Source organism: Frankia sp. BMG5.60 (assembly GCF_059428125.1).
Map to the genome: position 1 here is coordinate 3,472,834 of NZ_CM182091.1, position 26,046 is coordinate 3,498,879.

Consider the following 26,046-nt stretch of genomic DNA (forward strand, 5'->3'; position numbering starts at 1 on the left):
CGACTCGACGGTCTGTGCTCACCGCGCCCCGCCCGCGGATCGTCGCCGCGGCACTCGACATCGCCCGGCGCTGGTGCGCCGGGCACAGCATCGACGGCGCGCCGGCGCTTGGGCACGCCGTCCGGGTGGCGCTCACCCTGGGCCGTCACACGCCCGACGCGCCGCCTGAATTGCTTGCCGCGGTGCTGCTGCACGACGTGCCCGACTACGCCCGAGCCGACGTTGTGGACGCCGAGGTTGGCGGCTGGTGCGGCACCAACACCCTGATCACACTGTGGGCAATCCACGACGAGCACACCGCCATGGACCTCTACCGCACAGACCCGGCCAGCGCCGTCCGCCGGCTGTCCCAGCTCCCCGACGGGGTCGCTGCCGCCCTCGCCGCCGACAAGACCGTCAGCCTGCGGTACGTCCTCGCCGGCGCCCGCAACGCGCCCGACCTCGCCGCCTTCTGGGCGACCCGCCACGCCTTCCTCACGCTGGTGCCCTACCTGCGCGCCTTCCACGCCGCGACCGCGCACCGCCTACCCGAAAGCCTCGCCCGCGACCTGGACCAGCTCGTCACCGACGCAGAACAGGTCACCGCGGCCGTCTGACCGCCTGCCCGCCCGGGAGGCCGCCGACGATGGCGGCGGCGGGCAGGCACCCCATCCCTGGGAGAGATCATGTCCTGGAAGGCCACCACCCCGGACGCGCCGGCCGTCCGGGCCGCCCGCTCCGATGCCGAGGTCGTCATCCGCTACCGCACCGCCGAGACCAGCGGAGACGTTCGGTTGCCGCTGGTGGTCTGGATGGGCCTGGCCAACGCCACGCGCACGGGCCGGCTCGACCGGCTCGGCGCGGCCTGGTCCTCGTGGACGTCGTCGGGTGGCCGCACTCGGCTCGACGGCGACCAGGTGGTACTCGGCTTCGGCTACCTACACCAGCGGGAGGCACGGCTGCCCGAGCCGGTCTGGCGGGCACTCGCCGCCGCGGTCCGCGCCGGCACCCTCGAACAGCTCCCCGCCGCAGACCACGATGAACTCCCCGGGGATGCGGGGACAACGGACGCCGGGCGATGAGCGCGAGACTCCGACCCGTCGACACGGTCGACCCGGCCGAGTTACACCGCGTCCTGCTGTGGGCGCATGCCCGCTCGGGCTCGGCCGATCGGACGTTCACCGCGCAGCGGGTCGCGGACCGAGTCCGTGTGTCGGCCGTGGACATGGGCGTCGCGCTCGATGCGCTCGCCGTCGTCGGCCTGCTCCGCAGTCACCGCACCCGGGTGGGTCTCACCATCTACTACCGGCACCGCCTCGTCGACCTCGGTGTCGAGCAGTGCCGGCCGGGGACGGCGGCGATCAGCAGGCGGGAACTGTGGGCCGCCACCAGCTCTGCCTGGCAGCGCGCCGGGGCAGCGTCCACGGATGACATCGCCGCCGGGCTGGACGCCCCCGCCGGACGGGTTGGCCGGACCTGGCTACTCCTGCGGCTGGCCACCTGGACAGCCGCGGAATTACTGGTCCTGACCAGCGGCCCGGCATGGGCGCTCACCGCGCGCGGCCTCGACCAGCACGAACAGATCCGCCGAGAACGGCCGAGCGACCCGCAGGTGTGGGCGGCGATCGCCGCCGAGCAGGCCCACCGGCACCCCCACGGCGGCCTGAATCTGGGCGCCGTCGCCGACCGTCTCGGGGCGCCGACGCCATGGCTACACCTCTGGGCGGACGAGGCCGTCGAAGCGGGGCTTCTGACCCGAACCGACGGCGGACTGCTGCCCAGCGCAGGCGGATGGCGGCGAGTCGACGACTTCGTCGAGCTCCCGCCCGGCTGAGAAGGAGGCGCAATTGCGCGAGCAGGTCGAGCCGGACCAGGTTGCGCGTCTGGCCCTGGGCCCGCAGGAGCCGCAGGCGTTCCTCGGTGATGACCGGGTTGACCCAGCTACGGCGACCTGGTGGCGGCCGAGCAGAGCGCCGACCGGCACCCCGGTCGTCGAGTTCGCGATCATCCACGGGTGGTGTCGCGTTCCGCCACTCCGACGAGCGCGAGGCGGTAGTGCACGCCGGGTGGACGGAAGTCCGCTTCCTCCTCGCGGACCCCCTCCTGATCAGCCCTGCTTCGATCAACAGGTGGTCCGTGCACCGACGCGCCGAGAACCGCCCACAGACTGACCGCCCCCTCCGGAATCCGGAAGGCCACCATTCCCGCCGCGGCGCTCTGACCGCGGCTGACCATCCCCTGTTCCTCTCGCCATCCGGCCGGCAACGTCCCATGCGGCGATCCCGTGCACGCCGACCGAGCGGCGAGAGCTACCACTCCTTGACCTGGGGACGCGGGGGCGCGGACCGGGCGCGACCCCGGTCTCGCGGGCTGCCCCGCCGCGCGCAGAGCCCCGTCCCCGTGCAGGTGAGTCCGAGCCCGGTGACACGGTGTCGACGTAAGGGTTTACCCGCATGCCTCAAGTGATCGCCAAGGGTGGCAAGCTCTCCCCCTGCACGATCTCAGGGGGGATCCGATGAAGAAGATCATGCCGGCCGTGCCGCTCGCGCTTGCGTTGGCGCTGGCCGGATGCGGAGGCAGCGACGCAGCGCCGACGCCCGCCACTGGGGCGGCCGCGACGCCGGCCACACACGTCGGGATGCCGACCGCCGAGCAGGTGGTGAACACGCTACGTATGGCCGGGGCGCCGCTGACCTCGGTGACGGTCTACACGGCCGAGTCCGACCCGAAGAAGCTGCTCGGCCGCCCGGGGGGCTACGCATCCAAGGCGACGTTCAGTGACACCCGGATTCCGCCTGCCGATCTCGCCGAGGGCCTGGCCCCCGACTCGGTCGACCGTGGCGGCGTCGTCGAGGTGTTCCCGACCGCCGAGGGTGCCACCGCCCGGTCGACGTTCATCCAGGCGACTCTGCAGGGCGCTCAGGGTGTCCTGGGCACCGAGTACGACTACACGGCCGGCCCGGTGCTCGTCCGGGTGACCGGGACGCTCACCCCAGCCCAGGCCGGGGTGTACGAGCGGGCGACAGCGGGCGCCACCAGGTGATCGACCGCCCGCCAACCCCGTGCGGCAGGGTTGGCGGGTTGGTCGCCGATCCTCACACCACGCAACCCCACCGTTATCGCCGGGCAGGTCGTCGGGCCTAGGGATGGGTCGGTGCCGTGGTACCTCGGGGGCGCGGTCCCGGGCGGCATCGAGTGACGGACCCTAGGAGCCTAGAGCCCAGCTCAGAGGCTATTTTCGACCCTAGGGCGGACCCTAGGCCTAGGGGGCTAGGACCTAGCAGCGACGGCGGCGCGCAGCGCGTCGCGGGTGACTCCGACGGCGTTGGTGGGCCGGCCCTTGATGCCCGTCGCCCAGCACTGCTCGTCGATGGCGACGCCGGCGGCGCGCAGGTGCGCGCCGAGCTGCTGGGACGTCCACGGCCCCGACCCGTCCGGGGTGGCGGCGGTGTACCGGTCGGGCCAGGAGTCGGCCAGGCGGCCCGCCAGGACGGCGAGGTGGGCCTTCTCGTCGCCGCCGACGGCCTGGAGGGCGTGGCCGAGCAGGACCAGCGGTCCGGAGTCGTCGACGTCGACGGTCTCGCCGGCCGCCTGGCCGGTCAGTGTGCCCGCGGCGGCGCGTAGGGCACGGGCCCGGTCGGCGACCCGTTCGGCGGCGGGGGCGTCGACGTAGGCGCCGCGGGCCACGAGCGGATCGTCGTCGACGCCGGCGAGGTAGCAGATGCCCTTGTCCTTGCGGGTGAACGTGTACGCCTGGACGCCGCGGGCGGACATGCCGGTGCCGAGGATCATGTTGTTCTCCAGGTGGCTGCCGACCCGCAGGCACAGCCGGATGCCCATGTTCGCGGAGATGTCCAAGGGCAGCGAGTCCTTGGTGGGCCGCTGGGTGGCCAGCGCGAGCATGATCCCCATGGCAGGGCCGCGTTTCATGATGGCGACGCACAGCTCGGTCGCCTCGTCCTTGAAGTCCCTGCTACCGAACAGCTCCTGGCATTCGTCGATGGCGAGCACGATCGGCTGCAGGCTGCCGATCGTGCGGGACAGCTCGGGGGTGACCTTGTTCTCCGGGCACACCGCTTTCGGCAACGAGCGGATCAGGTCGGAGCGGCGTTCCAGCTCGGCATGCACCTCGCGCAGCCCGTCCATGCACGCCAGCAGCGCCGGGGTGCCGGCACCGGAGGCGTAGCGGTGCGCGACCTGCTCTCCGGGCGATGACAGGTCGCCGGTGCCCTTCAACTCGTAGACGAACAGCTTCACGAACGGGTCGAGCGCGGCGGCCAGGAGCAGCACGCGCAGGGCCATGGTCTTGCCGTACCGGGGCATCGCGCCGATCAGAATGCTGTCGAAGATCAGCGGGATGGACACCGGTCGCAGCCGCTGATCGAAGCCGAACGGCAGCGGCTCGAAGATGTTCGCGGTGCCCCGGTGCAGCAGCGGCCACTCCGGTGCCTTCGACCGGGCCAGGGTGTCGCGGCCGACCCACAGCACCATCCGCCCCGGGTGGGCGTCGGACTCCGGCTCGGGCCACACCGCGCCCAACGGCCGGCGCAGGCCGGAGGCGAGCTTGTCCCGCTTCTCCGCCACCTCCGCGACCGTGACGCCATACGGCAAATCGAACTCGGCACGCCAACCCGGACCGTCAATCGCGATCGGCGCCACCCACTCCAGGCCGCGCGTCGCGATCTGCGCCGAGATCGACGCCGGCAATCCGCAGTGCGACAGCGCCCGCTCGACCACGTCACTCGTGAGCTTCGGTGCCCGCCCGGAGCTGGTGGTCGGCGAGTCGAGGATCGGCCGGTCACGGCGCCGGCCGACCGCGCCCAAGGCCAGGACCCCGGCGGCGGCGGTCAGACCGAACAGGGTCGGTTCGTGCGCGTAGAGCAGGGCCTCGCCGATGCTGCCCCCGGCCAGGCCCGCCCCGGTTGTGGGGATCCGACGCTTCAGCCGGTCGTCCCGCTGCCGCGACAAGGCCAGGTAGGCGGGGCTGTCCTTCGTGTCCAGGCCGCGGATGCGTTCCCGGCCCTCGACGTCGCCGGTCCACCGGGCCAGCGCCGACGCGGCACGGGCGAGGCCGCGGGGGCTGCCCGCGGCGAGCCTGCCGGCGTACAGCGGCCCCCGTGCCGTGTGGAAGACGACCGGGTGCAGCGCCTCGCCGGCAGCCCAGACGGCCGCGCGGCGCAGTTCCCGCGCGTCGCGTACCCACGGGGCCACCACGGGCCGCCGGGCCGCCTCGATCTCCCACCGGCGCGGCTCGACCTCCGCCGCGCCGCTGTCCACCGGTACCGGAAGGTGATCGTCATCGTCGGCCTCGACCGGGAACGCCGCCGTCGGCGGGTCGGCTACGGGCAACGGAGCCGGCACCGGGGTCGGCCACGGTCCGGTGACGAGGTCACCCACGACGGCCCGCTCCATCTGCTCGGTCACCGGACATCACCGCCCGGCAGCACGACCACGGACGCGGCCAGGGGCCGAATCCCGGCCGTCCCCGACACCGCCGCCTCGAAGCGTTCCGCCGCGTCGACGACCGCGCAGACAAGCAGGCCCGCGGCGCGCAGCGCCAGCACGAGCACGGCCAGAAGCACGAGGCCGGCGGCGCACCACCACAGCAACGCGCGCAGATCGGCGCGGATCCCCCCGCTCATCGCTGGCCGCCGTCGGACAGTTCGCCGTTGATCTGGTTGCGGATCTTCCGGGCGGTCGTCATGCCCACGCCGAGCCGCTCACGGAGCTCCTCGGCAGTCACCGGCCGGCCCTTGCGGCGGGCGTAGCGGCGGGCGGCGGCGAGCGCCTCGTCGGCGGTCAGCTTCCGCCGGGCCTGCGGGTTGACCCGCCGGCCGCCCGTCGACGTTTTCGCCGCGGGAGGCTGGTCGGACGGCGGCGGATCGGCGACCGCCACCCCGCTACCCGACCGGCCGGCCGGGTCGGCCGACTCGCCGCCGGAAACGTGCAGGTCGAGCTCGGTAGTCGGGTGCGCGGGAGTCGGGTCGACCAGGTCGGCCCCGGCCGGCTCGGTAACCGCGGGCGGGAGACCGCCGGTGGTGAGCGCGGACAGGTCGGTGTCCCAGCCGTCCGGCGGGTCGACGGGCAGTCCGGGGACGGTAGTCGGGTCGAGGCGGCGCCGCTTCGGCGCATACAACCCGGGGCTGTAGACCAGCGTCGCTGAGCCGTCCGCGGCCAAGTCGACGGCGGCGCGGCGGACCGCGGCGCGGCGGGCCTGTTCGACCCGGCGGGCGGCCTGCCGGTCGTGCCGGGACTGCGCACGCTCCGCGCGCGACCGCGGCGGCGCGGCGACGGCAAGCTGGTGGGCGACGATGCCCGCGATGCTCACGACGGCCATCACCGCGCCGGCGAGCGGGCCGCGGGTGCTCGCTCCGTGCGCGAAGTTCAGCGCCGCGCCGACCGCGGCGAAGACAGCAACCCCGACGGCCAGCCAGCGGACCGGCCGGTCCGGATGGTGCCGCCGTGAGGACTGCACCGCCCCGGCAAACGCCCAGGCGCCCGCCTCCGTCAGCGCCGGCAGCAGCAGCCCGGTCACCCCGCCGTACAACTGCCACCCGTAGTGCGCCATCGCAGGGACCGCCATCGCCGCGCAGAGCACAGCCAAGGCGTAGATGAGCACCTCGACGGTGTGCGCCGCGAGCCAGCCGGCCAGAGCCCTGCGGGTTGCCGCCCGCCGGCCCCGCCGCCGTAGGCGGGCTGCGTCACGGGCGGCGCGCCGCTGGTCGGCCCGCGCGTCGGCCTCGGCCAGCCGGTGGGAACGCAGTTCGGCGGCGGCGGCCAGATCGAGGCGGGTCTGCTCGCGGGTGGCCGCCCGGTCGGCGCGGCGCTGCTCAGCCCAGCCGCTCATCGGCCTGCCTCCTGGGACTTCCGGTCGAGCTGATGCCAGCGGGCCCGGCCGGCGCGGACATGGGCGACAAGCATGCGGACGGCGGCCGCGACCATCGCCGGGTCGTCGGCGTCGAGCATGTCCGCGAGGACCTCGGCATTGATCGAGCCGCTTGCCTGCGTCGACCGCTGGAGAGCGTCGAGGCTGGCGCACCGGGCGTAGTACCGAGCGGCGCGCGCCAGGTCGGCAGGGTCGGGCACCAGCTCGGACAGCGGGATCATCCGGGTGGTCATCGGGTCACCGCCGGCCGGGCAGTGGCGCGCAGGACACGGCCCAACGCGCGGAGGATGTCCAGCTCGTCGGCGACGGTCGCGCTGTCACCGGCAACCCATGCCCGGCCGACCTTCCGGCCATGGGCGCAGAGTTCCTCGGTCAGCGTGTCAGTAGCCGGGAGGGGGATCAGGCAGGCGGCATGCCGGTCCAATGGCCGGTGGCCGCGGGCGTGGACCCAGACGAGCAGGCCGGGGATGTGCCGGAGGCTGATGGGCGCGCCGCAGGTGACGCACCGCGGGCGGTCGAGGGCGATCAGGTCCGGGTGGGTGTGGAACAGGTCGCCGGTCATGCGGCCACGACCTCGAGCGTCTCGACGGCAGGGGCCACGGTGACGCGCAGGGTGGGCGCGACCAGCCGCATCGGGACCTCGCCGAGCCCCGCGCGGGCGTAGTCGGCGGCGATCTGCTTCAGGTCCGGGGTGGTCTTCGTCGAGGGCACCCGCTCGATGGTCACCCGGCCGTACACCCCGTCGGGCAGCAGGTCGAGCAGCTTACGGGCCTTCCGCTTGCCCCGGTCGGCGACCCTGGCCGCCTCGGCCGCCCGGTCGAACGCGACCGCCGCCGCGTCGATGACCTCGACCGGCGGCATCTCGCCGGCCGTGAGCAGCTTCGGCGCTGCGGCGGGTGCCGGCTCGACGGCCACCGAGGCGGGTATGGGAGCCGGGTCGAGCCGGTCCAGCACGCGGACAGCGGTGGCGCGGAAGGCACGCCGGGCAGCGCTGGCGAAACGCTGCCCGAGGGGGCGGCGGGTGGGAACGTAGAACAACGCGGGTCTCCTGTTCTGGCAGGTGGTCCGTCAGGCCCCGGTTGGAGGGTGAGAGCTCCGGCCGGGGTCGTTTACCGTGGCGCTATTGGCTAGTCTAGCCGATAGCTAACGGCTAGTCCAGCCGATAGACTGACGCTCGTGAAGGACCCAAGCGAACAGGAGTTGATGGGGGCCGCCGAGATCGCTCGACGTTTGGGCGTCAGCACCGGGCGCGTACACCAGATCCTGGCGGCCGATGCAACGTTCCCGAAGCCGAGGGCGGTGCTGTCCATGGGGAAGGTGTGGGCGACGGCGGAGATCGAAAGATGGATCGCCGAGCGCAGGCCCACGGATGACGACACGTAGCGGACGTCCCGTCCGCGGCTGAAGCGGGCCGGACCGGGTGCTGGAACACCCGAACCGGCCCTTGATCGACAACCCTTGTCTGAGAAGGGCCACCAACCCGTGCTACATGATGCCCGCGCGAGCCTGCCCGAAGTCGGTCAGGACCCGCTTTCCGGCAGCCCCTCCCCACGCTGGCGGGTCGAACGCGCCATCGTCGCCTCGGACCTGTCCGCCCCTGCCCGGCTGATCCTGCTGACGCTGCTGGTCGTCGTCGACTACCAGACCCTCACCACGCCGCAGGAGTTCACCCCGTCGCTGTCCGGGCTGGCCCGCATGACCGGGCTTGGCCGGTCCACCGTCGCCCGCGAACTCGAGCGCCTGGAGCACGCCGGATGGGTCGTCCGCGACCGCCCTACACCGGCCGACGCCCGGTCGAAGAAGCTGCGGACCTGCTACCGGGTGGTCGTCCCCGCTGGTCTCCCTGCGGGACCAGCCGACCCGTTCGGTAGTCCCACACCGGGACTCGGTAGTCCCGCTGTGGGACCAGCCGACCCCCCGCCGGGTCCCACAGCGGGACCAGAGCTAGTCCCAGAGCGGGACGGGGGTAGTCCCGCAGCGGGACACAATCAGCACTTGCCAGAACTTCCAGAACAAGCAGCAGCAGCGGGCCCCGCCGAGGACGACCTCGAACCGCACGCCTCCGGCGCAGAGCGCCCGGCCGACGAAGCGCCGCCCGACGCCGTCGAGGTGGACCCGCACACCGACCTCGCCGGCCGCCTAGCCCACGACGAGCAGCTCCCCGCCTCCTGGCGGCCGGACATCGCCGCTGCCCTCGCCCGCGGCTGCACCCCCGGGCAGATCGTCGACGCCTACCAGACGCCGGTCACCGGAGCCGTCCGCAGCCCTGCCGCGGTCCGCCGGCGCCGTATCCGCGACCTCCAGCCCGAGGCCGCCAACCCGGCCGCCTCGCCGCCGTCGGTGTTCGTCCCCCCGAACCTGCACCAGATGTGCCGGCAGCACACCCAGCCGGCGCCATGCCCGGTCTGCGCCGACCTCGAAGCCGACGACGGCGGCGCACCGGTCCGCGTCGCACCGCAGACTCGCGTCGACGGCGTGCTCGCGGCCCACGCTCGGCCGCTGTCCGCCCTGGATGGCATCGCCGAGCTACGCGCCAGACTCCCGCGACCCCATCAACGCACCGTCAACCATCGAACGCCTTGAGCGTCCGCTCCAGAGCTGATCGCTAGCATGCGCCCTCGGACGTACGAAACGGGGGAATCACACTATGAGTTACGGCTATGACGACCGGGGCTATCCGCCCAACGACCGGGGATATCCGCCCAACGATCGTGCCGGCTGGCGTGATCCGCGCTACGACTATCCGCCACCGGCCCGCGATCAGTATGCCGGCCACCGCCCGTCCACATCGCCCCCGCCGCCGGAGAAGAGGGGCCTTTCCCGCAACGCGAAGATCGGAATCGGCGCGGGCGTCGCGATCCTCCTCATCGTGATCGGCGTCGCCGCCGGCGGGGGAAACGGAACCTCTACCGCTCCGGCCGCGGCCGCCGCGGTGGTCGCCAATTCTCCCGTAGCCACAGCACCCGTAGCCTCCGCGCCGGCAGCAGCGGTCACTGCAACTCCGGCCGCGCAGAAGGCCGTGCCGAACTTGGTCGGTCTGAACCACCAGACCGCCCAGGACACCCTCCAAGCGGCCGGCTTCTACAACCTGGCGGAAGAGGACGCGACCGGCCAGGGGCGGTTCCTGGTATTGGACCGGAACTGGCATGTCGTTTCCCAGCAACCCGCAGCCGGAACAGTTATCAGCACCGACGCGCAGGTGATGCTGCGGTCGAAGAAGTACACCGACCCGTGAGCCCCCACCGCTGACGCGGCGAAGCCCCGGCCCGTGACGAGCCCGTGGGTTTCTGGCAGGACCATGCGTACCGGCCAACGAGCCGCGCGCCGAGGTTCTCGCTGGCCGGTCGTCCGCCCACGCCGCAATGGTCCGCGCAGGCTTTCGGCCCCGGACCGTCTCGGTGACTGGCCCCGACATCCGGGTGGGACGCCAGCCGGCGGCTGTAGGTGCCCAGCTACCCTGGCCCCTTTCATCGAGGGGGGCAGATGAGGACACGGTGCGCATCATTGGCGCTTCTGGTCGCGGTGGCGGCCGCCGGCTGCGGGAGCCGGGCCGACGATCCGAGAGACGTCCAACCAACGCGGTCCGCTGAGGCGCTCCAGCGAACTCCCGCACCGCCGAGCCAGACCCCGGTCCTCGACGCCAAGGCCGGGGATGCCTGCACGCTTGTTGACGCGGTCGTCGGCGGCCGAGACGCCCCGGGGTGGTCTGGAGACCCCTCGGAGCGGTTCGGCGCCTGGAGCGCGATGTTCACGGGATGGCTGCAGGCCCAGACCGCAGCCATGGAATCCGAGAACGAGGAGATCAAGCAGATGGCCCTGTCGTGGGTGGGCGAACACAACCAGGCGCCCCCGTCCACCCCGGACAGCGCGGCGAACCCGGGGCAGGTGGAGCAGCTTGTCTCGTGGTGCCTGGCCCACGGCTTCGCGCAGCCCCACTCGCGCGGCGGGAGCGCGTAACGCTGAGGCCGCCGAACCGGCCGACGACAGACTGTAGGCGCTCCCCGGATCCGGGAAGCGTCCAGGCCGGCCGCGCTCGACGGCGTCCGCCCGGTGGACGCCGTCGAGCGCCCGTGCACCCGGGGCCGGCCCGGTCCGGTGCGTCGTGGACGTCGGCCAGGCGCCGCGGACAGGCCCGACCTGACCGACCTGGCTGGCCGGTGGCGAGTGACCCAGTGTGGCCATGGCCCCGGGTGCATCCCCGCATCCGGGGCTGCGGCGTCTCCCCACTGCGATGTCCGAGCGGGCGCCCGCACCGCCGGCGGCGGACGCTGGCTGCCGGGTGCCGGCAGCCGCGGACCGGGCCATGATCACAGTCCGCAAAAAGTCCGCATGATGTTGTAAAACCGCGCGATCCAACGTAACCCCGTGAACGCATGAAACCCCTGCTAGGGCTGGGTTTCCCGCCTGTCCGCGCGGAAGGCGTCGATGACGACGGTGAACTGGCCGTTGACGGTGACGTCGGTGATGCCCGCGAACAGGGCGCCGGTGCCGGGCAGGGCGACGACCGTCCGGACGCAGATGACGAACGACGCGCCCGGTTCCAGTGTCTGGGCGCCGTCGCCGGGATTGCCGGCGCCGCAGTTCGCGCCCGCCGGGGCGAAGTGGACCTGCGGCTCGCCGGAGACGCCCTGGTCCTGCAGGGAGAGGGCGGCGGCGAGGCGGGCCCGATCGGTGCCCTGCGTTTCGGTGTCGGCGGTGGCGAATGCCCGGCCGGCCTCGCGGGCCGCCTGGGTGACGCCGAACGCCGATTTCTGCACCGCGAACACGCACAGGAACAGATACACGAACGGGACGAGCAGCACGATGGACAGCCCGACAAACTCGATCATCGCCGAGCCGTCGTCCGTTCCCCTCCTGACACGGTGCGCCGGGCCCCCGCAGCCGTCCGCCTGCCCCTCCCCCCACACCACCCGCCTCCAGATCGCGCGGATGGTACGCAGCCGCCGGGGCGTCACGGCTGCTCTTTGACGGCGTGGCCGGTGACGGTGATCGTCACGCCGTCGCCGAGTGGGACGAGGACGAGTGGGACGGCGACCCGGCAGGTCACCTTGACCAGCGGGGTGCCGCCGGGGCCCTCGACGTCGGTGCCGGTGCAGACGGTGTCGGCGCGGCCGGGGATCGTCCGGGCGATGAGCGCCTGGGCGTACGGGCCGCCGTCCGCGGCCGGGACGCCGAGGTTGGCCGCGTGCCGGGCACCTTCCGCCGCGTCCGCCGCGAGCGTGTTGCGGATGTGCAGGATCAGACCGACCTGCAGGATCCCGAGGAACAGGAACAGCAGCAACGTCCCCACCAGGATGAACTCGACGACCGCGGACCCTTCGTCGCCGGGCGGGACCTCGTGGCCAGGCGGGACCTCGTCGCCAGGCGTGGACCCGCCGCCCATCGCGCTGTCCTCGCCCGTCGCGCTGTCCTCGCCCGCCGTGGCCTCGCCGTCGGATCCGACCAGGCTGGCGCCGTCTCGCACGGCCATGGCCGGCGTCGCCGGGAGGTCAGCCGCCGCCACCGCCGACGCCCGACACCGAGTTGATGGCCGAGGTGAACAGGTTCTGCAACGCCGGCGTCGCCAGCGTGGCGATGGCGACGACGAGCGCCGCCGTCATCACCGTGATCATTACCCAGCCGGGGACGTCCCCGCGGTCGCGACCGTCATCGCCGGCGCTGGTCGTGTCGGTGGCCGACCGCCAGGCCAGCCACCTCGCCTTCAGGGTCTGCCCGATTCGCCGTCCCATGTCTCCTCCATCACCATCCGGTCTGAGCCCCGAGTCTTGAGCCCCGCCCCTGGTCACTGCGCGATCACCGTGAAGCTCACCAGGGCGGGGTAGAACGCGAAGATCACGGTCGTCGGCAGGACGAGGAATACGACCGGGATCATCATCGCGATCTCCTTGCGGCCACCGGCCTCCAGGAGCTGGCGCTTGCCGGCCTCGCGGACGTCCATCGCCTGGGCGCGCAGGATGTCGGCCAGCGGCGTGCCGCGTTCGATCGCGACGGCCATGCCGTCGACGAACCGGGTCAGCGGCGCGAGCGCCGTGCGGGCGGCGATGCCCTCCAGGGCCTGCACGAGCGTGGCGCCGGCGCGGGCGTCGGCGAGGGCCAGGCGCAGCTCGCGGCCCAGCTCGCCGTGGGTGAGCCGGCTGACCCGCTCCAGCGCGCCGATCGCGGACTCCCCCGCGGTGACCGCCAGCGCCAGCAGCTCGGCGACCGTGGGGAACTCCAGCAGCATCCGGTCCTCGCGCTCGCCGATCGCCCGGGTCAGCCAGTACTCACGGCCGACCACCCCGCCGGCGGCGCCGGCGACGACGAGGGCGACGCTGACCAGCGCCGGCGGGCCGACGCCGAGCAGCGCCCGCAGCGCCAGCAGGAACGCGCCGACCAGCGCGCCGCTGACCGCGCAGATCACCTGCTGGACCCGGAACTCCTCGATGCTGGTCCGCCCGCCCGCCTGGGTCAGCCGACGCTGCAACGCCGCCCGGCCACCGAGGAAGCGGTCGAGCCGGCCGGCGACGTCGGAGAGCAACGGCCGCACAAGCGCCTCGACGGCGGCGAAGCCCGGGCGGGCCGACGCCCGCGGCCGGTCGGCGAGCAGCCGGGACGGGGTGGGCGTGTCGCGCAGGTAGGGGTCGATCCGGTCGGCGAGCTGGATGCGCCGGGCCCGCGGCGACCGGTAGACGACGATGACCAGGCCGAGCCCGACGAGCAGGCCGAGCAGCGCCCCGGCGGCGACCATCGTCATGACTGCATCCCCCGATCGGGCCCCGCCCCGAAGCCCCCAGGCCCGTCGAAGCCCCCAAGCGCGTCGAGGTCGGGAGCGGCGATCATCGGGCGGGCGCCCGCAGGATCGTCCGGGCGTGATCCGGAGCCGCGCCCGGCGGTGGCGGTGGCGGTGGCGGCGGTGGCGGCCTCAGCGGCGGCGACGGCCCCGCCGCGCAGCACCCGGCCCTCCTCGGGCAGCCGGCCGATCCGCTTCATCAACAGGTAGGCCAGCGCCGACACGCCGCCGCCGACGACCAGGACCAGCACGCCGGTCGGGCTGTCGTACGCCTGCACGTTCTGGCCGCGGGTGGCCAGCAGGAGCAGCACGATCCACGGGGCGGCGAGCGCGAGGCGGGCGGCGTTGACCGTCCAGCCCTGGCGGGTCTCCAGCTCGGCCCGGGTCCGCGCGTCCTCGCGCAGGAAGGTCGACAGGGTGCGCAGGAGCCGGCCTAGGTCGGTGCCACCGACCTCCCGCGCCATCCGCAGCGACTCGATGATCCGGTCGGCGACCGGATCGGCGAGCTCGTCGGCGAGCCGGTCCAGGCAGGTCGAGAACGATCCGGTGGCGCTGTAGTCCTCGCCGAAACGGGTGAACGCCGGGCGTAGCTGCACCGGCCCGCGCACCCCGACGGCGGCCAGGCCCTCGGGCAGCGACATCCCGGCGCGCACGGCGCTGGCGAGGTTGTCGACGACGTCCGGCCACAGCTCCCGCAGGTCGTGGATGCGGCCGTGGCGGCGGCGGACGACCAGCGCCCGCGGCAGCAGGCTCGCGAAGACCGCGAACGCGCCGGCAAGCGACAGGGTTCCGGTGAACGCCAGCACGAGGAGACCGACGAGCAGGCCGAGCGCGGCGCTGATCGCGACGAACTGGCGGGGGCTCAGGCCGCGGATGCCGGCCTGAGCGAGCAGCTCGGCGGTGGTGTGCTCCCAGCGCATCGTCGTCGGGCCGCGGGACTCGCGGGGCCGGCCGCTGGTGATGATGAGGAACAGGCCGAGCCCGCACAGCAGGCCGAGGAAGATGCCCATCAGCGCTCCACGGCGATCTCGGGCCAGCCGCCGCCGGGTCGGCGGTGGGGATGGTCGCGGTCCCCCTGCGCGAGCAGGGTGGGCAGGTCGTAGCCGGAGCGGGTGAAACGGTCGGCGTGCGGGGGGAAGCCGTCGGCGCGGACCAGGCCCTCGGCGCGGGAACGGTAGATCTGGGCGATCTCCACGATGTCGCCCTCGGCCCGGCCGGGCAGCGCGACGATCTCGGTGACGCGCCGCCGGCCCGAGACGTCCTTCTCCAGATGGACGACGAGATCGACGCTGGCGGCCACGGTCGGCACGACGAAGGCGTGGCTGACGTTCTCCCCGGCGAGCAGTGGCAGCGTGCACAGCTTGGTGACCGCCTCGCGGGCCGAGTTGGCGTGCAGGCTGCACATCCCCGGCAGGCCGGAGTTCAGCGCGATGAGCAGGTCCAGCGCCTCCTCCTGGCGGACCTCGCCGACCACCAGGCGGTCCGGGCGCATCCGCAGCGCCTCCTTGACCAGCCGGCGCAGCCGGATCTCCCCGCTGCCCTCCAGGTTGGCCTGCCGGGTCTGCATCGCGACCCAGTCCGGGGCGCGCAGCTTCAGCTCGAAGACCTCCTCGCACGAGATCACCCGCTCGCGGGCGGGGATCGCCGAACCGAGGCAGTTGAGCAGCGTCGTCTTCCCGGCCTGGGTGCCACCGGCGACGATGATGTTGAGCCCGGAGACGACGGCGGCCTCCAGGAACGCGGCCGCCGCGGAGGTGATCGTGCCGAGCCCGACCAGCTCGTCGAGGCTGCCTGCGCTCAGCACGAACTTGCGGATGTTGATCGACCAGTGCACCCGGGTCACGTCGGGAATCACCACGTGCAGCCGGGAACCGTCGGGGAGCATGGCGTCGACGAAGGGGGTCGACAGGTCCACCCGCCGACCGGACGATTTGAGCATCCGTTCGACCAGATCCTGCACCTGGTCAGCGGTGAGAATTGTCGTCGTCAGCTCGCTGCGACCGGCCCGGGCGACGAATACCCGGCCCGGCTCGTTGATCCAGATCTCTTCGATGGTGGGATCGTCGAGATGGCGTTGCAGCGGCCCGAAGCCGGCGACCGCGTCGTAGACCAGCCGGGCAGTGACATCCCGGTCGACGACGGGCGGAAGGTCGCTGACGAGAACGCGTTCCTCATAGTCGGCGAGCACCTCCTGAACGAGCTGGCGGACCAGGGCCGGATCGCGCACGGGATCCAGGGAACGCCGTCGGACGAGCTCCCGGACCTCGTCCTCCACGAACGAGGTGGCGTCCAACCAACCGCCGCGTGCCACCGCCACGAAAACCGCCGCTCCTCCAGCTCCGCCTCTTCCTCGCCCGACAATTGCTACGAAGCGTAGGAAGAAGGTCACCGCTTATCAAGCCCCGACCATCGGGGCGGACGCAACAACGTTCGCACAACCCCCTCCGGGGGTGTGGGCCGGGTAGGACACAGGCAGGTCACGGTGTGCACAGCGTCCCACCTTGACCACCCTTTTAGTTACTCTCCGCATCAGGAGCGCGGTCACGGATCGGGGGCAACCATCGCTGCGCGCGTACATCCCCCAGGTCGGCAGTGCGCCGACCGCCCCGGAAACGCCCGCAGGATTTCGCCGCCGAATCGCCCCGGAGGCGGTAACCTCGCGGCGGTCCCTAACCCGCTCATCCGTGAAGCCACAATCGCCTGCTGGGTCGACCGGTGGAGCCTCCCCCACCCCGCCGATCTCACCCGGTAAGCCACCAACGCCTGCCTCGGGGGTCCCTTCCGTGTCCGGTCAGCCATCGATCCGCGGGCTCAGCAACCGCTTGCGAGAAGCCCGTCCGCCCACCACGGCGACGCTGCCCAGGACCTGCCTGCGGCCCGCTACGCGCGGCTCGAAAGGGGCGACCCGATGAGCGGAAACCCGGATTTCCAGCCTTCGGACATGTTCGACAAGGCCGCTTGGAAAATGTTCTGGCGAATTGTCGAGAACTGCCCGGTGGCGGTATTCGCCACCGACGCGATCGGCCGCCATCTCTTTGTGAACCGCCCGTGGTCCGAACTGACCGGACTTCCCCGTGACGAGGCGGTCGGCTGGGGATGGGACCGAGTCGTCCATCCCGACGACGTTGCCACCGTGGGCGACCACTGGCGGCGCCTGGTCACGCATGGCGACGGGTTCTCCGTGCAGGTCCGACTGGTGCTACCTGGCGGGGCGGCCCGGCGGGCGATCATCCAGACGGTTGCGACGTCCGCCGGCGACGGGCGGCGCCGCTTCGTCGGCACCCTCACGCCGGCCCCGGTCGGCGCCGGGCAGACGCATCCGGATGGCAACGCCGAGCGTCTCGCCGCCGACGACGCCGAACACGCCGCTGCGCCCGTCGAGTCCGAGCAGACGGCGCTGGATCTCACCGCCTTCGACGCGGACTTCCTCGACGAACAGCTACTCGGTCACGAGCTGTTCGGCCGGGAGGATGCCGGACCGGAGGGGATCCTGCCCGACGGGCCCGATCGGTATGGCCTGTTCGACGGGCTGGGCGGGTACGACCCGTTCGACGACGCCGCCCGTGCCTTCCGCGAGTCCGCCGACGACCCGTTTCGCTGGACCGACGCGCCGGCAGGCCCGGGTGACCCGGAAGGTCCGGACCACACCGCTGGAGCAGACCGGTCCGCGGACGGCTCGGCCGATCACTCGCCGGATTTCGACGACCCGGTGCTCGGTCATCCCGCTGGCACCGGGCACCCCCTGTTCGGGCCACCGGCGCGGTGGCCCGATGCGGACGACGCCGCGACGAATCGGCGCTGGACGGTCCCGCTGCCCCGCCGGCCGATCCCCGGCGAGCCGACGCCCGGCCGGTCGGCCCCCCGTGAGATCCCGGAAGACCGACCCACGAGCTACCCTCGCGGCGCGCTCCCTCCCGGCGCCGAGTGGCGCGCCGCGGTCGTCCTGCACCGCGACGAGGAAGAGGACCTGCATCCACGCCCTGCGCACGCCGACGGCGGGCACCCGGCCGAGGGCTGCGGCTGCCTGTTCGCCGAGATGCGCCGGATCGAGGAGGCCTGCCGCGACCGGGAGCGCTGGTTGACGACCCTGCTCGCCGAGCTCGCGACCGCGGTCCTCATCGCCGATCGCGACGGCAGCGTCGTCGCCGTCAACCAGATGTACTGCGACCTGTTCGACCTGGCGGACTCGCCCGTCGACCTGGTCGGCACGGACTGCCGCCGGCATCTGCGGCCGCGGGCCGGGCTGGTCGACGACCCGTCCGGCTTCGCCGCCCGCCTCGACACCCTGCTGCGCCGGCGCCGGACGCTGCGCCGCGAGCCGGTCATGTTCGCCGACGGTCGCGTCTTCGAACGCAGCCACATCGCGCTGGCCGCGGCCGACGGCTACCGCGGCCACCTGTGGCTCTACAGCGACGTCACCGACCGCCGGATCCTCGAGGCCGAGATCGAGGGACTCATCTCCGGACTCTGAGCCACGGACCGGGCGTCGCCGCGCCATCCCCTCGGCGACGCCCCGGGCCAGCCATGGGCGTGGAGCCGGCCTTGGGCGGTGCCGGCGACGTAGGGCGGGTTCCGCGGAACCACGCCACGCCGCCGACGCGTCCTGGACGACTGAGTCCTCAGCGGTCCGTGGCCGGGGAACGGAGCGTCGCCTAGTAGACGCCGCCGTAGTGGCGCACCTGGAGATCCTGGGCCTGGCCCACCCAGTCGTCGGAGATGATCCGATCGCCGAAGCCGTCGAGCTTGTGGGCCAGCCGGTCGACGTCGGTGTCGCCCATCTCGGCGAGCTGGCTGAAGGTCGTGATGCCGAGCGTTCGCAGCCGCGATTCGATCACTGGGCCGATACCGACGATCTCTTTGAGATTGTCGCCGCCGGCGCCGCCCGGATCGAGCAGTCCGTTCCAGCGCGGCGCGGCCTCCTGGACGACCCGGCCGCCCGCGGCCTGCTCGCCCGTGGCGCCCGACCGCACGCCCGGCGGGGTGACAGGCCCGCTGCCCGTCGGAGCCGGGACCCCGGCCACTGCCGCCGGTCGCTCCTTGGTGACGCCGGAGGTCCGGGCCCTCATCCCAGCCACGCCCAGAGTTCCCGAGCGAACCGGTTGGATCCCGCCCGCGGGCGCATCAGCACTCCCGGTCTCGGCCGAGGCCGCCGCGAGAGCGGCGCCATCCGAATGCGGTCGCGCCGACTCGGCGAGCCGCGCGGAGTCCGCGCCCACAGCGGGCTCGTCGTCGAGTACCGGCCCCGCGGCCCCCGCCGACGCGACACCGGCGGGCGGCTCAGCATCATCGGCGGGCTCGGCAACATCGGCGGGCTCAGCGACATCAGCGGGCTCAGCGACATCAGCGGGCTCAGCGACATCAGCGGGCTCAGCGACATCAGCGGGCTCAGCGACATCGGCGGGCTCAGCGACATCGGCGGACTCGGCAACATCAGCCGGCCCGGCGACGTCGCCCGGCTCGGCGACGCCGACCGGCCCTGCAACGTCGACCGGCCCTGGCGTGTCGCCCGGCTCGGCAAGGTCGACCGACTCATCGACATCCACCGGCTCGGCGACCTGAGTCGGCTCAGCGGCGAGGAGAGGAGCTGCGGCCCGGGCCGAGCTGACGGCGCGGGCCGAGGCCACGGCCTTCGCCGTACCGACGATCTCGGCGTATTCGACGGCGGCGGAGTACTCCACCCTGCGCCCGGCTGGGTAGGTCTCGGCCCCGGAGGTCTTGGGGGTGGAGGTCTTGGGGGTGGAGGTCTTGGGGGTGGAGGGGTTAGGGGTGGGGGGCGCAGCGGCGGAGGGGGCAGGCTCCGCCGCCGGGTCGGCGGTGGGAGCGGTCTCGGTGCCGCGCCCAAGGGCGGATTCGGTCCGCTCGATGCGGCCGAGCAGACTGAGGCGCTCGGCCGCCCATTCGGCCTGATGCCGGTCGAGCCGGGTGGTCATGGTCGCGACGAGACGCTGGGCGTCCTCCGCCTCGGTGCGCGCCATCGCCAGCCGGGAGGAGAACTTCGCGGCCCGACCCTCCGCCTCGACAAGCTGCTGGCGCAGCAGCTCGGCCTCGCGCGCGAGCTCCGCGACGGTGAGCCTGGTGTCCGCCGCGGCGGTGTCCGGGTCGGCCGGTGACGCGTCGTCCACCGCTTGCGCACCGCCGCCGGCGGCGCTCGTCGCGGCCTCGACCCTGGCGCGCAGCGTGGCCTCGATCTCCTCGACCCGGGCGCTCGCCGTCACGGCGTGCCGCTCCGCGGCCCCGATCCGCTGCTCGGATTCGGCCGCTCGCTGTTCGGCCACGGCGAGGCGGGCGGTCAGGTCGGCCTTCTCCAGAGCGGCGTCGTCCCGCTGACGGCGCAGCAGGGCGACGAGCTCGGCGACGGGCTCCCCGACGCGCACGGCGTTGATCGGCAACGGGATCGGCCCGGTGGTGGCGAGTTCCGCCCCCACCGTGTCAGGCACGAAGGCAGGGGAATCCGCGTGCTGCCCGAGCCCGTCGCCGGCGGCTGCCGAGGGATCCGCGCGCTCGGCAGACTCGGCAGGCTCCGGAAGGCGCGCGGAGTCGCCCTCAAGCGCGACTGCGCCGCCGACCTCCCTGGGGTACGGCGGGAGCGCGAGCGCCGTCCCAGCAACATCGGCCGCCTCCAGGTCGGCCGCCCAGGCGTCGGTCCCCTGGGCGTCCGTCCCCCGGGAGTCGGGCGTTGGCTCGGCGCCGTCGACCCGCGGATCCGGCTGGGCGTCGCGGGTCTGGCGCACCTGCCGGCGCAGCGGGGCGATGAGGAACACCCACGCCAGCGCGGCGCCGATGACCATCGCCACCAGCACGTACGCCAGGATCTGCCCGGCGAGGTACAGCATCGGCTGCCAGCCCCCTTACGCGATGGGTTACCGAGATCCACGCCCGCCCGGGCCGGCAGCCCGGCACGACGGGTGTTGGGAGAAAAACGGACGATCGACGCCAACCGGGCGGGAACCCGGCCGACACCTCACGGCCTGCCTACGCATTATTCGCAACACAGGACAGCGGCCGTACCCCGGGGAGGCACAACCGTTGTCCATCCGGACCGGTTTGCGTGGAGAAAAGCCGGCCGCGGACGCCGATCGGCGAGGCAGGCCACGTGATGGAACCGGATGGCCACCGCAAACGCCGTCCGACGCCAACATTTCACGCCGGGTGAGCACCGGTCCAGACATCGCACCCCAACGAACCATCAACGGGTGTGGTCTGCCTCGCACCGAACGCCAGCCGGCACGCCGAACATCGTCCAGGCCTCGGCCGACCCGCCAACGACGGGGCGGGCCGGCTCACAGCAGGTCGGACAGCTCCTGCGGGGCGAACCAGAGCAACTCGAAGCCTTCGACGCTGTCAACGGTGAAGGCCGCGTCCTCGCCGCCGAGGTCGGCCTCGACGATGTGATCCGCCGCCTCGGCCACCGCGTCGAGGACCTCCTCGTCGTCGCCGTCGTCGACGTGGATCGCTCCCACGGCCGACCAGGGCACCGGGAAGTCGACCTCGACGGCGCCTCGTTCGAGGTCGTCCCGGACGCGGACGTCGCCGTCGGCGAGGTCCGCGACGAAGACCAGGCGCCGGCGTGGGGCCGCCGGGTCGGCGTCGAGCAGGCGCAGGCTGGCGCGCGCCGCGTCGTGCAGCACCGCGTACTCCAGCTCCTCCTCGGATTCCGACTGGGCGTACCACTCGCGCAGCGCCGGCGTGACCGCGAAGCCCGTCCCGGCCGGCACCTGCCCGGACTCCCACACCGATCGCGCGGCGTTGAGCGTGGACGGCAGGTAGATGCGCACCCGACCAGTCTCGCAACCAGCCGCGTGGGACGACCGACGAGGGTCCCACCCGGCGGGCACCAGGGGCGCGATCTCGGCCGCACCGCCGGGGCGCGGTGGTTGGGAAGGGGCCGGTGCCATGGCGCGGGACCGCCCGGTCAGCCGGCCAGGTCGAGGCCGAGCCGACCCTTCTGTGGACCGGCGCCCTCGCCGGTGCCGGCGCCCCCCTCGACGCCGGCACCGCCGCGGGTGCCGGTCGCGGTCCCGGACGTGGCAGTGGTGGCTGTGGCGGCGACCGCGCGGGCGGCGGAGGTCGCGCCGGCACCGGTGGCGGCAGCGGGGCGGGCCGGCCGGGGCCGGGGGCGCGAGCGGGCGCTCGCGCGCAGGGCCGCGCGCGTGGTCCGCAGGCTGGTCTCGAACACCTCCGCGCGGCGGGTCAGGTCCATCAGGTTGCCGCCCATCACCGCGAGGTCCTCCGGTCCGGGAGACAGCACCGTCACCCGGGTGCCCGCGGCCTCGACCAGCTCGACCTCCCGCAGCAACCGGCGGGTCGCGGCGCGCCGGACCTGCCGTTCGACTATGGCCACCGCGCCACGGGGGCGGTCGCTGGCCAGCGAGCAGGCCGGCGCGAGCACGAGCACCTCCTCGAGCCCTGCGTCGGCGAGCAGGTCGACCGACGTGGGCGAGCGGGTCCCGCCGTCGACGAAGCGCTGGCCGCCCGACTCGATCGGGGCGTACCAGCCGGGGATCGCGCAGGACGCCATGACCGCCTCGGGCAGCGTCACCCGGGGTGCGTCGGGCGAGCCGAACAGCACCCGGTGACCGGTGTCGAAGTTCATCGCGACGACCCGCAGGATCGGCGGGGCGGGCCACTCGGCGAGGTCGAGTCCCTGGCGGTCCATCGCCGCGGAGACCAGGTCGCCCACCGCGGAGATCTTCCCGCGACCCTGCGGCAGGATCGCCGCGAGGGTGACCATCGGTGAGGCGTGCCGGGGGTGCAGCGCGCTGGCCGTGAGCAGCCGGGGCGAGCCCATCCGCATCCGGGGCCGCGGGGGGAGGGAGGCGCCGAGGTCGCGGTAGTCGAGGACGGGGTCACCCGCCTCGTACAGCCCGCGTTCGGAGTTGGCCATCACGTCGATGCCGACGCCGAGGCCGAGCAGGGCCGCGACGACGGAGCCGGCCGAGGTGCCGACCACCAGGTCGCTACTGCCCAGGTCGCGGCCGGTCTCGGTCTCGACGGCCCGCATGGCGCCGATCATCCAGGCAGAGCCGAGGACTCCGCCTGCCCCGAGGACCAGGCCCCTGCGCGGGACCCGCCTTCTGGTCATTGTCCACCTCCCGGCGCGCCGGCCGGGAGGGGATGTGCCCTGCGCGGGGCACCTGCCGCCCCGGTCCGCCCGCTGCCACGTGGGCCGCCCGGTCGCACCTGGACCGAGTGGCCGTCGGCGGCGGTTGCGCCGCGTGGGGCCTCCCGGGGATGGGGCCAGTCACAGTCCACGGTCCGCGTCGACCGTTCGTTACCTGCGGCGCATGACGCGCCAGGACGGGCCACCGGACTACGCCGGCGGTTGCTCACCGCCTACTCCGGCGGTTCCTCGCTCTCCTCGGGGAAGGTCGTCTCCAGGACGCCCCAGTTGCGCAGGCGTTCAGCGAACTCCTGCGGCGTGGTGTCGTGCAGCAGGGCGAGTGCGCGCACATCGCCGTCGCGGATGGACAGCACGTGCCCGGCGTAGTCGTCGCGCTGGCGCTGGATCTGGGCCACCCACCGCCGGACGAGCGCGGAGGTGTCGGGCGGCGCCTCGCTGAGCTTCTCCAGGTTCAGGACCGTGCGCGGGCGACGCTCGCGCGGGGGAAGCTGGTCCTCGCTGGGCAGCAGCGCCGACACCGGCACGCCGTAGAAACCGGCGAGCTCGGAGAGCTGGTGGACGCTGATCATGCGGTCCCCGCGCTCGTAGGAGCCGACGGCGGCGGTCTTCCAGCGGCCGCGCGACTTCTGCTCGACCCCCTGGAGCGACAGCCCCTGCTGTATCCGAATCGCCCGCAGGCGGGCGCCCACCGCCTTCGCGTACTCCCGGCTCACCCGACACACCCCCTAGCCGTCTCGCCCGAGCATCCCCGTGCCTCCGGCTCCCCGGACACGGTTGCGGCCGCGATCCGGAGACACCTTCGAGGCCTGCTCAACATTAACGTAACGTTGCCGAAAGGGGACTCTCACGCAGACATACATTGCATCACGCTATGCAGTATGACTGCGTCGCCATTCTTGTTCTTACTTCATAGCGCATCAGACCGACATCTATTCGTGGCCGATCTCCTGCCACCGGAAGCTTGGAGTAAGATCCCCTTCACTTCTTGACCGGAACCGTTCCACACAGCGATGCCCACGAATCGCTCGCTGTAACCACGACCGCTACACATTCATGATGAGACGACTGCTTTATGTCACGGTTATGCCGAGGGCGTAACGGTGAGTTGTCGTCGCCCGGTCCAGCCGGCCGCGCTCACCGGCCGGCGATCCCCTAACGCGGCTGGCGCCGGAACCCGCTGCGGCGCCGGCGGCCGACCGCGGGCCGTCCGGCCAGCCGAGCGGCCAGATCCCTGATCGCGAGCCGGGCGGGGGAGGTGGGGGCGATGTCCCGCAGGAGCTGGCCCGCGACCTGTGCCGCATCCAGCCCGGCGAGGTCATAGGGCACGAGCGCGACCGGCTCGGTCCCGGTGTGGCGCAGGATCGCCCGGCTGACCTCCCGGGACGGGTCGCCGCCGACGACCGAGGCCCGCAGCCGGTTGACCACCACCAGCGGATCGGCCGCCGGGACAGTCTCCCGCAGATCGGCCAGTCCACGGACGAACCGGACCAGACCGACCGGTTCCGCCGAGGCGACCGCGAGGACGACGTCGGCCGCCTCGAGCACCGCGAGCGTCGCGCCGTTGCGCCGCGGCGCCGCGGTGTCGAACGACAGCTCCTCGTCCGTCTCCAGACAGAAACCGCAGTCCACCACCACGTACGACGCCAGCCGCCGGGACATCGACAGCACCGTCTCGATGGACGCCGGGCGCAGCTCGGGCCACCGCGACGGCCGGGAGATGCCGGGCAGCACCCGCAGGCCCTCGCCCAGGTCCCGGCACAGCACGGCCAGCCGCGGCACGTCGAGCAGGCCCTGGTTGGCGGAGCGGGCCGCGGCGGCCAGGCCCGGCGCCTCCTCCAGCAGGCCGACGAGCTGGCCGACCGCCCCGCCGTAGGAGTCGGCGTCCACCAGCAGCGTCGAGGACCCCAAGGCCGCGATCTCGGCGGCGAGGCACAGCGCGATCGTCGTGCGCCCCGGCGCTCCGGCCGGCCCCCAGACCGCGATCACCCGGCCGTCACCGGCCTCCCCGAGGCCGAGGCCGTCGGTGCCGGTGCCGGCCGGGGCGAGCTGCCCGAAGCCCAGCAGCGGCTCGCTGTAGGAGGAGGCGGCGGGCCAGGCCGCCGGGCCGGCGGCGTGGGACGCCAGGGCACGGGATGCCTCGACGACGGCGCCGGCGACCACCTCGGCGGTGGCGTCGGCGGGGATGACCGCGGCGACGCCGAGCTGGCGCAGGCGGCGGTCCGCGTCCTCGTCCCCGGGCGCGATCAGGCCGACCACCGCGATGCCGGCCATCGCCAGCCGGGTCAGCGCATCGCGGTCCAGCCGGCGCAGATCGGCCGACAGCAGCGCCGCGCGTGCCGCACCGGTCGTCGCCGCGGCGAGCAGATCCGGCAGGTCCACGCAGCGGCGGACCACGGTGACGCCGAGATCGCGGCGATCGAAGGCCGAGACCAGGCCGGCCTCGACCTCGGAGTCGGTCACCGCGGTCAGGATCGGCAGGCTCACCGGCCGAACCCCGCCACGGTGGTCGGTCCGGTCGAGCCGACGCCGCCGCGGGAGTCCCGTTCGAGCTTCACGACGTCGACCCGCTCGCTCTGGGACGCCGCCACGGCCTGGATCGCGTTGTCGACCGGCACGCGCAACGTCAGCGAACGGTCACCGCTGGCCAGCTTCTCCAGCCCGACGAACTCGACGTCGTGCAGGACCAGCGACTCGGCGCCGGCCCCCGCAGCCGGCGCCGGCTGGTTCGGCTGGTTCGGCTGGTCGCCGGTCTGGTCCCCGGAGCCGGTGGCCGCCGCGGCCCCGGCGGAGAACACGTAGACGTCGACGTGGTCGCCGGGCTCGAGGACGGGCAGCCGGCCCGCCTTGACGATGACGGGGACCAGCCTGGTGGACTGCGTGTTCCGCCCGGCGAAGTCGGCCCCGCTAACCAGCTCCCCGGCGTCGACGGGCCGGGCGAGGGTGGCACCGGTCAGGTCGCGCAACCGGCCGCCCGGGTAGTAGCGGTCGGACGTCCTGGCATCGAGCCGGGCGGACACCGTGGTCAGGTCCCCCGCCACGATGACGTGCCCGGCGGGCAGGCCGGCCTTCGCCACCACCCACTGCCGGGTGGAGTCCGCCGACGCGAACAGCCGCGCCCCCACGACGACCGAGACGAGCACGAGCAGCACCCCGACGAGCAGCCGGGAGTCCCGCCAGCGCCGCCGGGTCAGCCGGCGGGCGGGAGGCGAGCCCGGCGACGGGGGCGCCTCGGAACGGACCGGCGCCGCGGCGAGCTCGGTCACCGGGAGACCTCCCTTTTCTCCTGGCCGG

General features: G+C 73.4%; 27 protein-coding genes and 1 pseudogene. 9 read left to right on the top strand and 19 right to left on the bottom strand.

Annotated features, from left to right (window positions below):
- Positions 1–14 precede the first annotated feature (14 nt).
- The 3 genes from AC5R91_RS13965 to AC5R91_RS13975 all read left to right on the top strand — a co-directional run bounded on the left by AC5R91_RS13965 (position 15) and on the right by AC5R91_RS13975 (position 1,813).
- Entirely contained in the window at positions 15–596 is a 582-nt protein-coding gene (locus tag AC5R91_RS13965; RefSeq protein ID WP_495397578.1) for a hypothetical protein, read from the top strand.
- Positions 597–665: 69 nt separating this feature from the next.
- Entirely contained in the window at positions 666–1,061 is a 396-nt protein-coding gene (locus AC5R91_RS13970; RefSeq protein WP_495397579.1) for a hypothetical protein, read from the top strand.
- Entirely contained in the window at positions 1,058–1,813 is a 756-nt protein-coding gene (locus AC5R91_RS13975) for a hypothetical protein (protein WP_495397580.1), read from the top strand. Before AC5R91_RS13970 ends, AC5R91_RS13975 begins: the two co-directional genes overlap by 4 nt.
- Before the next feature lie 170 nt (positions 1,814–1,983).
- On the opposite strand, the gene AC5R91_RS13980 is transcribed toward AC5R91_RS13975, so the two are convergent.
- On the bottom strand, positions 1,984–2,214 hold the full coding sequence (locus tag AC5R91_RS13980; RefSeq protein WP_495397581.1) for a hypothetical protein: 231 nt from the start codon (positions 2,212–2,214) through the stop codon (positions 1,984–1,986).
- Positions 2,215–2,494: 280 nt separating this feature from the next.
- On the opposite strand from AC5R91_RS13980, the gene AC5R91_RS13985 reads away from it, so the two are divergent.
- Positions 2,495–3,022, top strand: coding sequence for a hypothetical protein (locus AC5R91_RS13985; RefSeq protein WP_495397582.1), 528 nt, complete (start codon positions 2,495–2,497; stop codon positions 3,020–3,022).
- A gap of 227 nt (positions 3,023–3,249) precedes the next feature.
- Here AC5R91_RS13985 and AC5R91_RS13990 read toward each other — a convergent pair whose 3' ends face one another.
- From AC5R91_RS13990 to AC5R91_RS14015, 6 genes are read right to left on the bottom strand one after another with little or no spacing between them, the layout of a single operon-like run.
- A complete protein-coding gene (locus AC5R91_RS13990) occupies positions 3,250–5,403 on the bottom strand; it encodes a cell division protein FtsK (RefSeq protein WP_495397583.1) in 2,154 nt (717 codons plus the stop codon).
- A complete protein-coding gene (locus AC5R91_RS13995) occupies positions 5,400–5,621 on the bottom strand; it encodes a hypothetical protein (protein ID WP_495397584.1) in 222 nt (73 codons plus the stop codon). The genes AC5R91_RS13990 and AC5R91_RS13995 overlap by 4 nt, the downstream gene beginning before the upstream one ends.
- Positions 5,618–6,826, bottom strand: coding sequence for a hypothetical protein (locus AC5R91_RS14000; protein ID WP_495397585.1), 1,209 nt, complete (start codon positions 6,824–6,826; stop codon positions 5,618–5,620). Before AC5R91_RS14000 ends, AC5R91_RS13995 begins: the two co-directional genes overlap by 4 nt.
- Entirely contained in the window at positions 6,823–7,098 is a 276-nt protein-coding gene (locus AC5R91_RS14005) for a hypothetical protein (RefSeq protein WP_495397586.1), read from the bottom strand. The genes AC5R91_RS14000 and AC5R91_RS14005 overlap by 4 nt, the downstream gene beginning before the upstream one ends.
- Entirely contained in the window at positions 7,095–7,427 is a 333-nt protein-coding gene (locus AC5R91_RS14010; RefSeq protein ID WP_495397587.1) for a hypothetical protein, read from the bottom strand. Before AC5R91_RS14010 ends, AC5R91_RS14005 begins: the two co-directional genes overlap by 4 nt.
- Positions 7,424–7,903: a hypothetical protein gene (locus AC5R91_RS14015; RefSeq protein WP_495397588.1), complete on the bottom strand. Its 480-nt coding sequence runs from the start codon at positions 7,901–7,903 to the stop codon at positions 7,424–7,426. The genes AC5R91_RS14010 and AC5R91_RS14015 overlap by 4 nt, the downstream gene beginning before the upstream one ends.
- Before the next feature lie 138 nt (positions 7,904–8,041).
- On the opposite strand from AC5R91_RS14015, the gene AC5R91_RS14020 reads away from it, so the two are divergent.
- From AC5R91_RS14020 to AC5R91_RS14035, 4 genes are all read left to right on the top strand, one after another.
- A complete protein-coding gene (locus tag AC5R91_RS14020) occupies positions 8,042–8,248 on the top strand; it encodes a helix-turn-helix transcriptional regulator (RefSeq protein WP_495397589.1) in 207 nt (68 codons plus the stop codon).
- 99 nt (positions 8,249–8,347) lie between these two features.
- Positions 8,348–9,448, top strand: coding sequence for a helix-turn-helix domain-containing protein (locus tag AC5R91_RS14025; RefSeq protein ID WP_495397590.1), 1,101 nt, complete (start codon positions 8,348–8,350; stop codon positions 9,446–9,448).
- Between the two features lie 64 nt (positions 9,449–9,512).
- Entirely contained in the window at positions 9,513–10,100 is a 588-nt protein-coding gene (locus tag AC5R91_RS14030) for a PASTA domain-containing protein (protein ID WP_495397591.1), read from the top strand.
- A gap of 509 nt (positions 10,101–10,609) precedes the next feature.
- Positions 10,610–10,822, top strand: coding sequence for a hypothetical protein (locus AC5R91_RS14035; protein WP_495397592.1), 213 nt, complete (start codon positions 10,610–10,612; stop codon positions 10,820–10,822).
- Between the two features lie 428 nt (positions 10,823–11,250).
- Here the strand turns inward: AC5R91_RS14035 and AC5R91_RS14040 are convergent, their stop codons facing one another.
- The 6 genes and pseudogenes from AC5R91_RS14040 to AC5R91_RS14065 form a co-directional block, all read right to left on the bottom strand.
- Entirely contained in the window at positions 11,251–11,694 is a 444-nt protein-coding gene (locus tag AC5R91_RS14040; RefSeq protein WP_495397593.1) for a hypothetical protein, read from the bottom strand.
- 122 nt (positions 11,695–11,816) lie between these two features.
- Complete coding sequence (locus AC5R91_RS14045) at positions 11,817–12,329, bottom strand: TadE/TadG family type IV pilus assembly protein (RefSeq protein WP_495397961.1); 513 nt, start codon at positions 12,327–12,329, stop codon at positions 11,817–11,819.
- Positions 12,330–12,354: 25 nt separating this feature from the next.
- The gene (locus tag AC5R91_RS14050) at positions 12,355–12,594 is read right to left on the bottom strand and encodes a hypothetical protein (RefSeq protein ID WP_495397594.1); all 240 of its coding nucleotides are present in this window, start codon (positions 12,592–12,594) and stop codon (positions 12,355–12,357) included.
- Between the two features lie 53 nt (positions 12,595–12,647).
- Positions 12,648–13,598 carry a type II secretion system F family protein gene (locus AC5R91_RS14055; RefSeq protein ID WP_495397595.1) on the bottom strand — a complete coding sequence of 317 codons (951 nt, stop codon included), beginning with the start codon at positions 13,596–13,598 and terminating at the stop codon, positions 12,648–12,650.
- 191 nt (positions 13,599–13,789) lie between these two features.
- Positions 13,790–14,644, bottom strand: a pseudogene (locus tag AC5R91_RS14060) (type II secretion system F family protein); the annotation flags it as partial.
- A complete protein-coding gene (locus tag AC5R91_RS14065; protein ID WP_495397596.1) occupies positions 14,644–15,951 on the bottom strand; it encodes a TadA family conjugal transfer-associated ATPase in 1,308 nt (435 codons plus the stop codon). The pseudogene AC5R91_RS14060 and the gene AC5R91_RS14065, both read right to left, overlap by 1 nt.
- Positions 15,952–16,542: 591 nt before the next feature.
- On the opposite strand from AC5R91_RS14065, the gene AC5R91_RS14070 reads away from it, so the two are divergent.
- Positions 16,543–18,105, top strand: coding sequence for a PAS domain-containing protein (locus tag AC5R91_RS14070; RefSeq protein ID WP_495397597.1), 1,563 nt, complete (start codon positions 16,543–16,545; stop codon positions 18,103–18,105).
- A 181-nt stretch (positions 18,106–18,286) separates the two neighbouring features.
- Here AC5R91_RS14070 and AC5R91_RS14075 read toward each other — a convergent pair whose 3' ends face one another.
- The 6 genes from AC5R91_RS14075 to AC5R91_RS14100 form a co-directional block, all read right to left on the bottom strand.
- Entirely contained in the window at positions 18,287–20,467 is a 2,181-nt protein-coding gene (locus AC5R91_RS14075) for a helix-hairpin-helix domain-containing protein (RefSeq protein ID WP_495397598.1), read from the bottom strand.
- 447 nt (positions 20,468–20,914) lie between these two features.
- A complete protein-coding gene (locus AC5R91_RS14080; protein WP_495397599.1) occupies positions 20,915–21,409 on the bottom strand; it encodes a DUF6912 family protein in 495 nt (164 codons plus the stop codon).
- 137 nt (positions 21,410–21,546) lie between these two features.
- On the bottom strand, positions 21,547–22,716 hold the full coding sequence (locus AC5R91_RS14085) for a patatin-like phospholipase family protein (protein ID WP_495397600.1): 1,170 nt from the start codon (positions 22,714–22,716) through the stop codon (positions 21,547–21,549).
- A 251-nt stretch (positions 22,717–22,967) separates the two neighbouring features.
- Positions 22,968–23,468 carry a transcriptional regulator gene (locus tag AC5R91_RS14090; RefSeq protein ID WP_041938893.1) on the bottom strand — a complete coding sequence of 167 codons (501 nt, stop codon included), beginning with the start codon at positions 23,466–23,468 and terminating at the stop codon, positions 22,968–22,970.
- Positions 23,469–23,907: 439 nt separating this feature from the next.
- Positions 23,908–25,239, bottom strand: coding sequence for a CpaE/TadZ family protein (locus tag AC5R91_RS14095; RefSeq protein ID WP_495397601.1), 1,332 nt, complete (start codon positions 25,237–25,239; stop codon positions 23,908–23,910).
- Positions 25,236–26,018, bottom strand: a complete 783-nt coding sequence (locus AC5R91_RS14100; protein WP_495397602.1) for an SAF domain-containing protein — start codon at positions 26,016–26,018, stop codon at positions 25,236–25,238. Before AC5R91_RS14100 ends, AC5R91_RS14095 begins: the two co-directional genes overlap by 4 nt.
- Between the last annotated feature and the right edge of the window lie 28 nt (positions 26,019–26,046).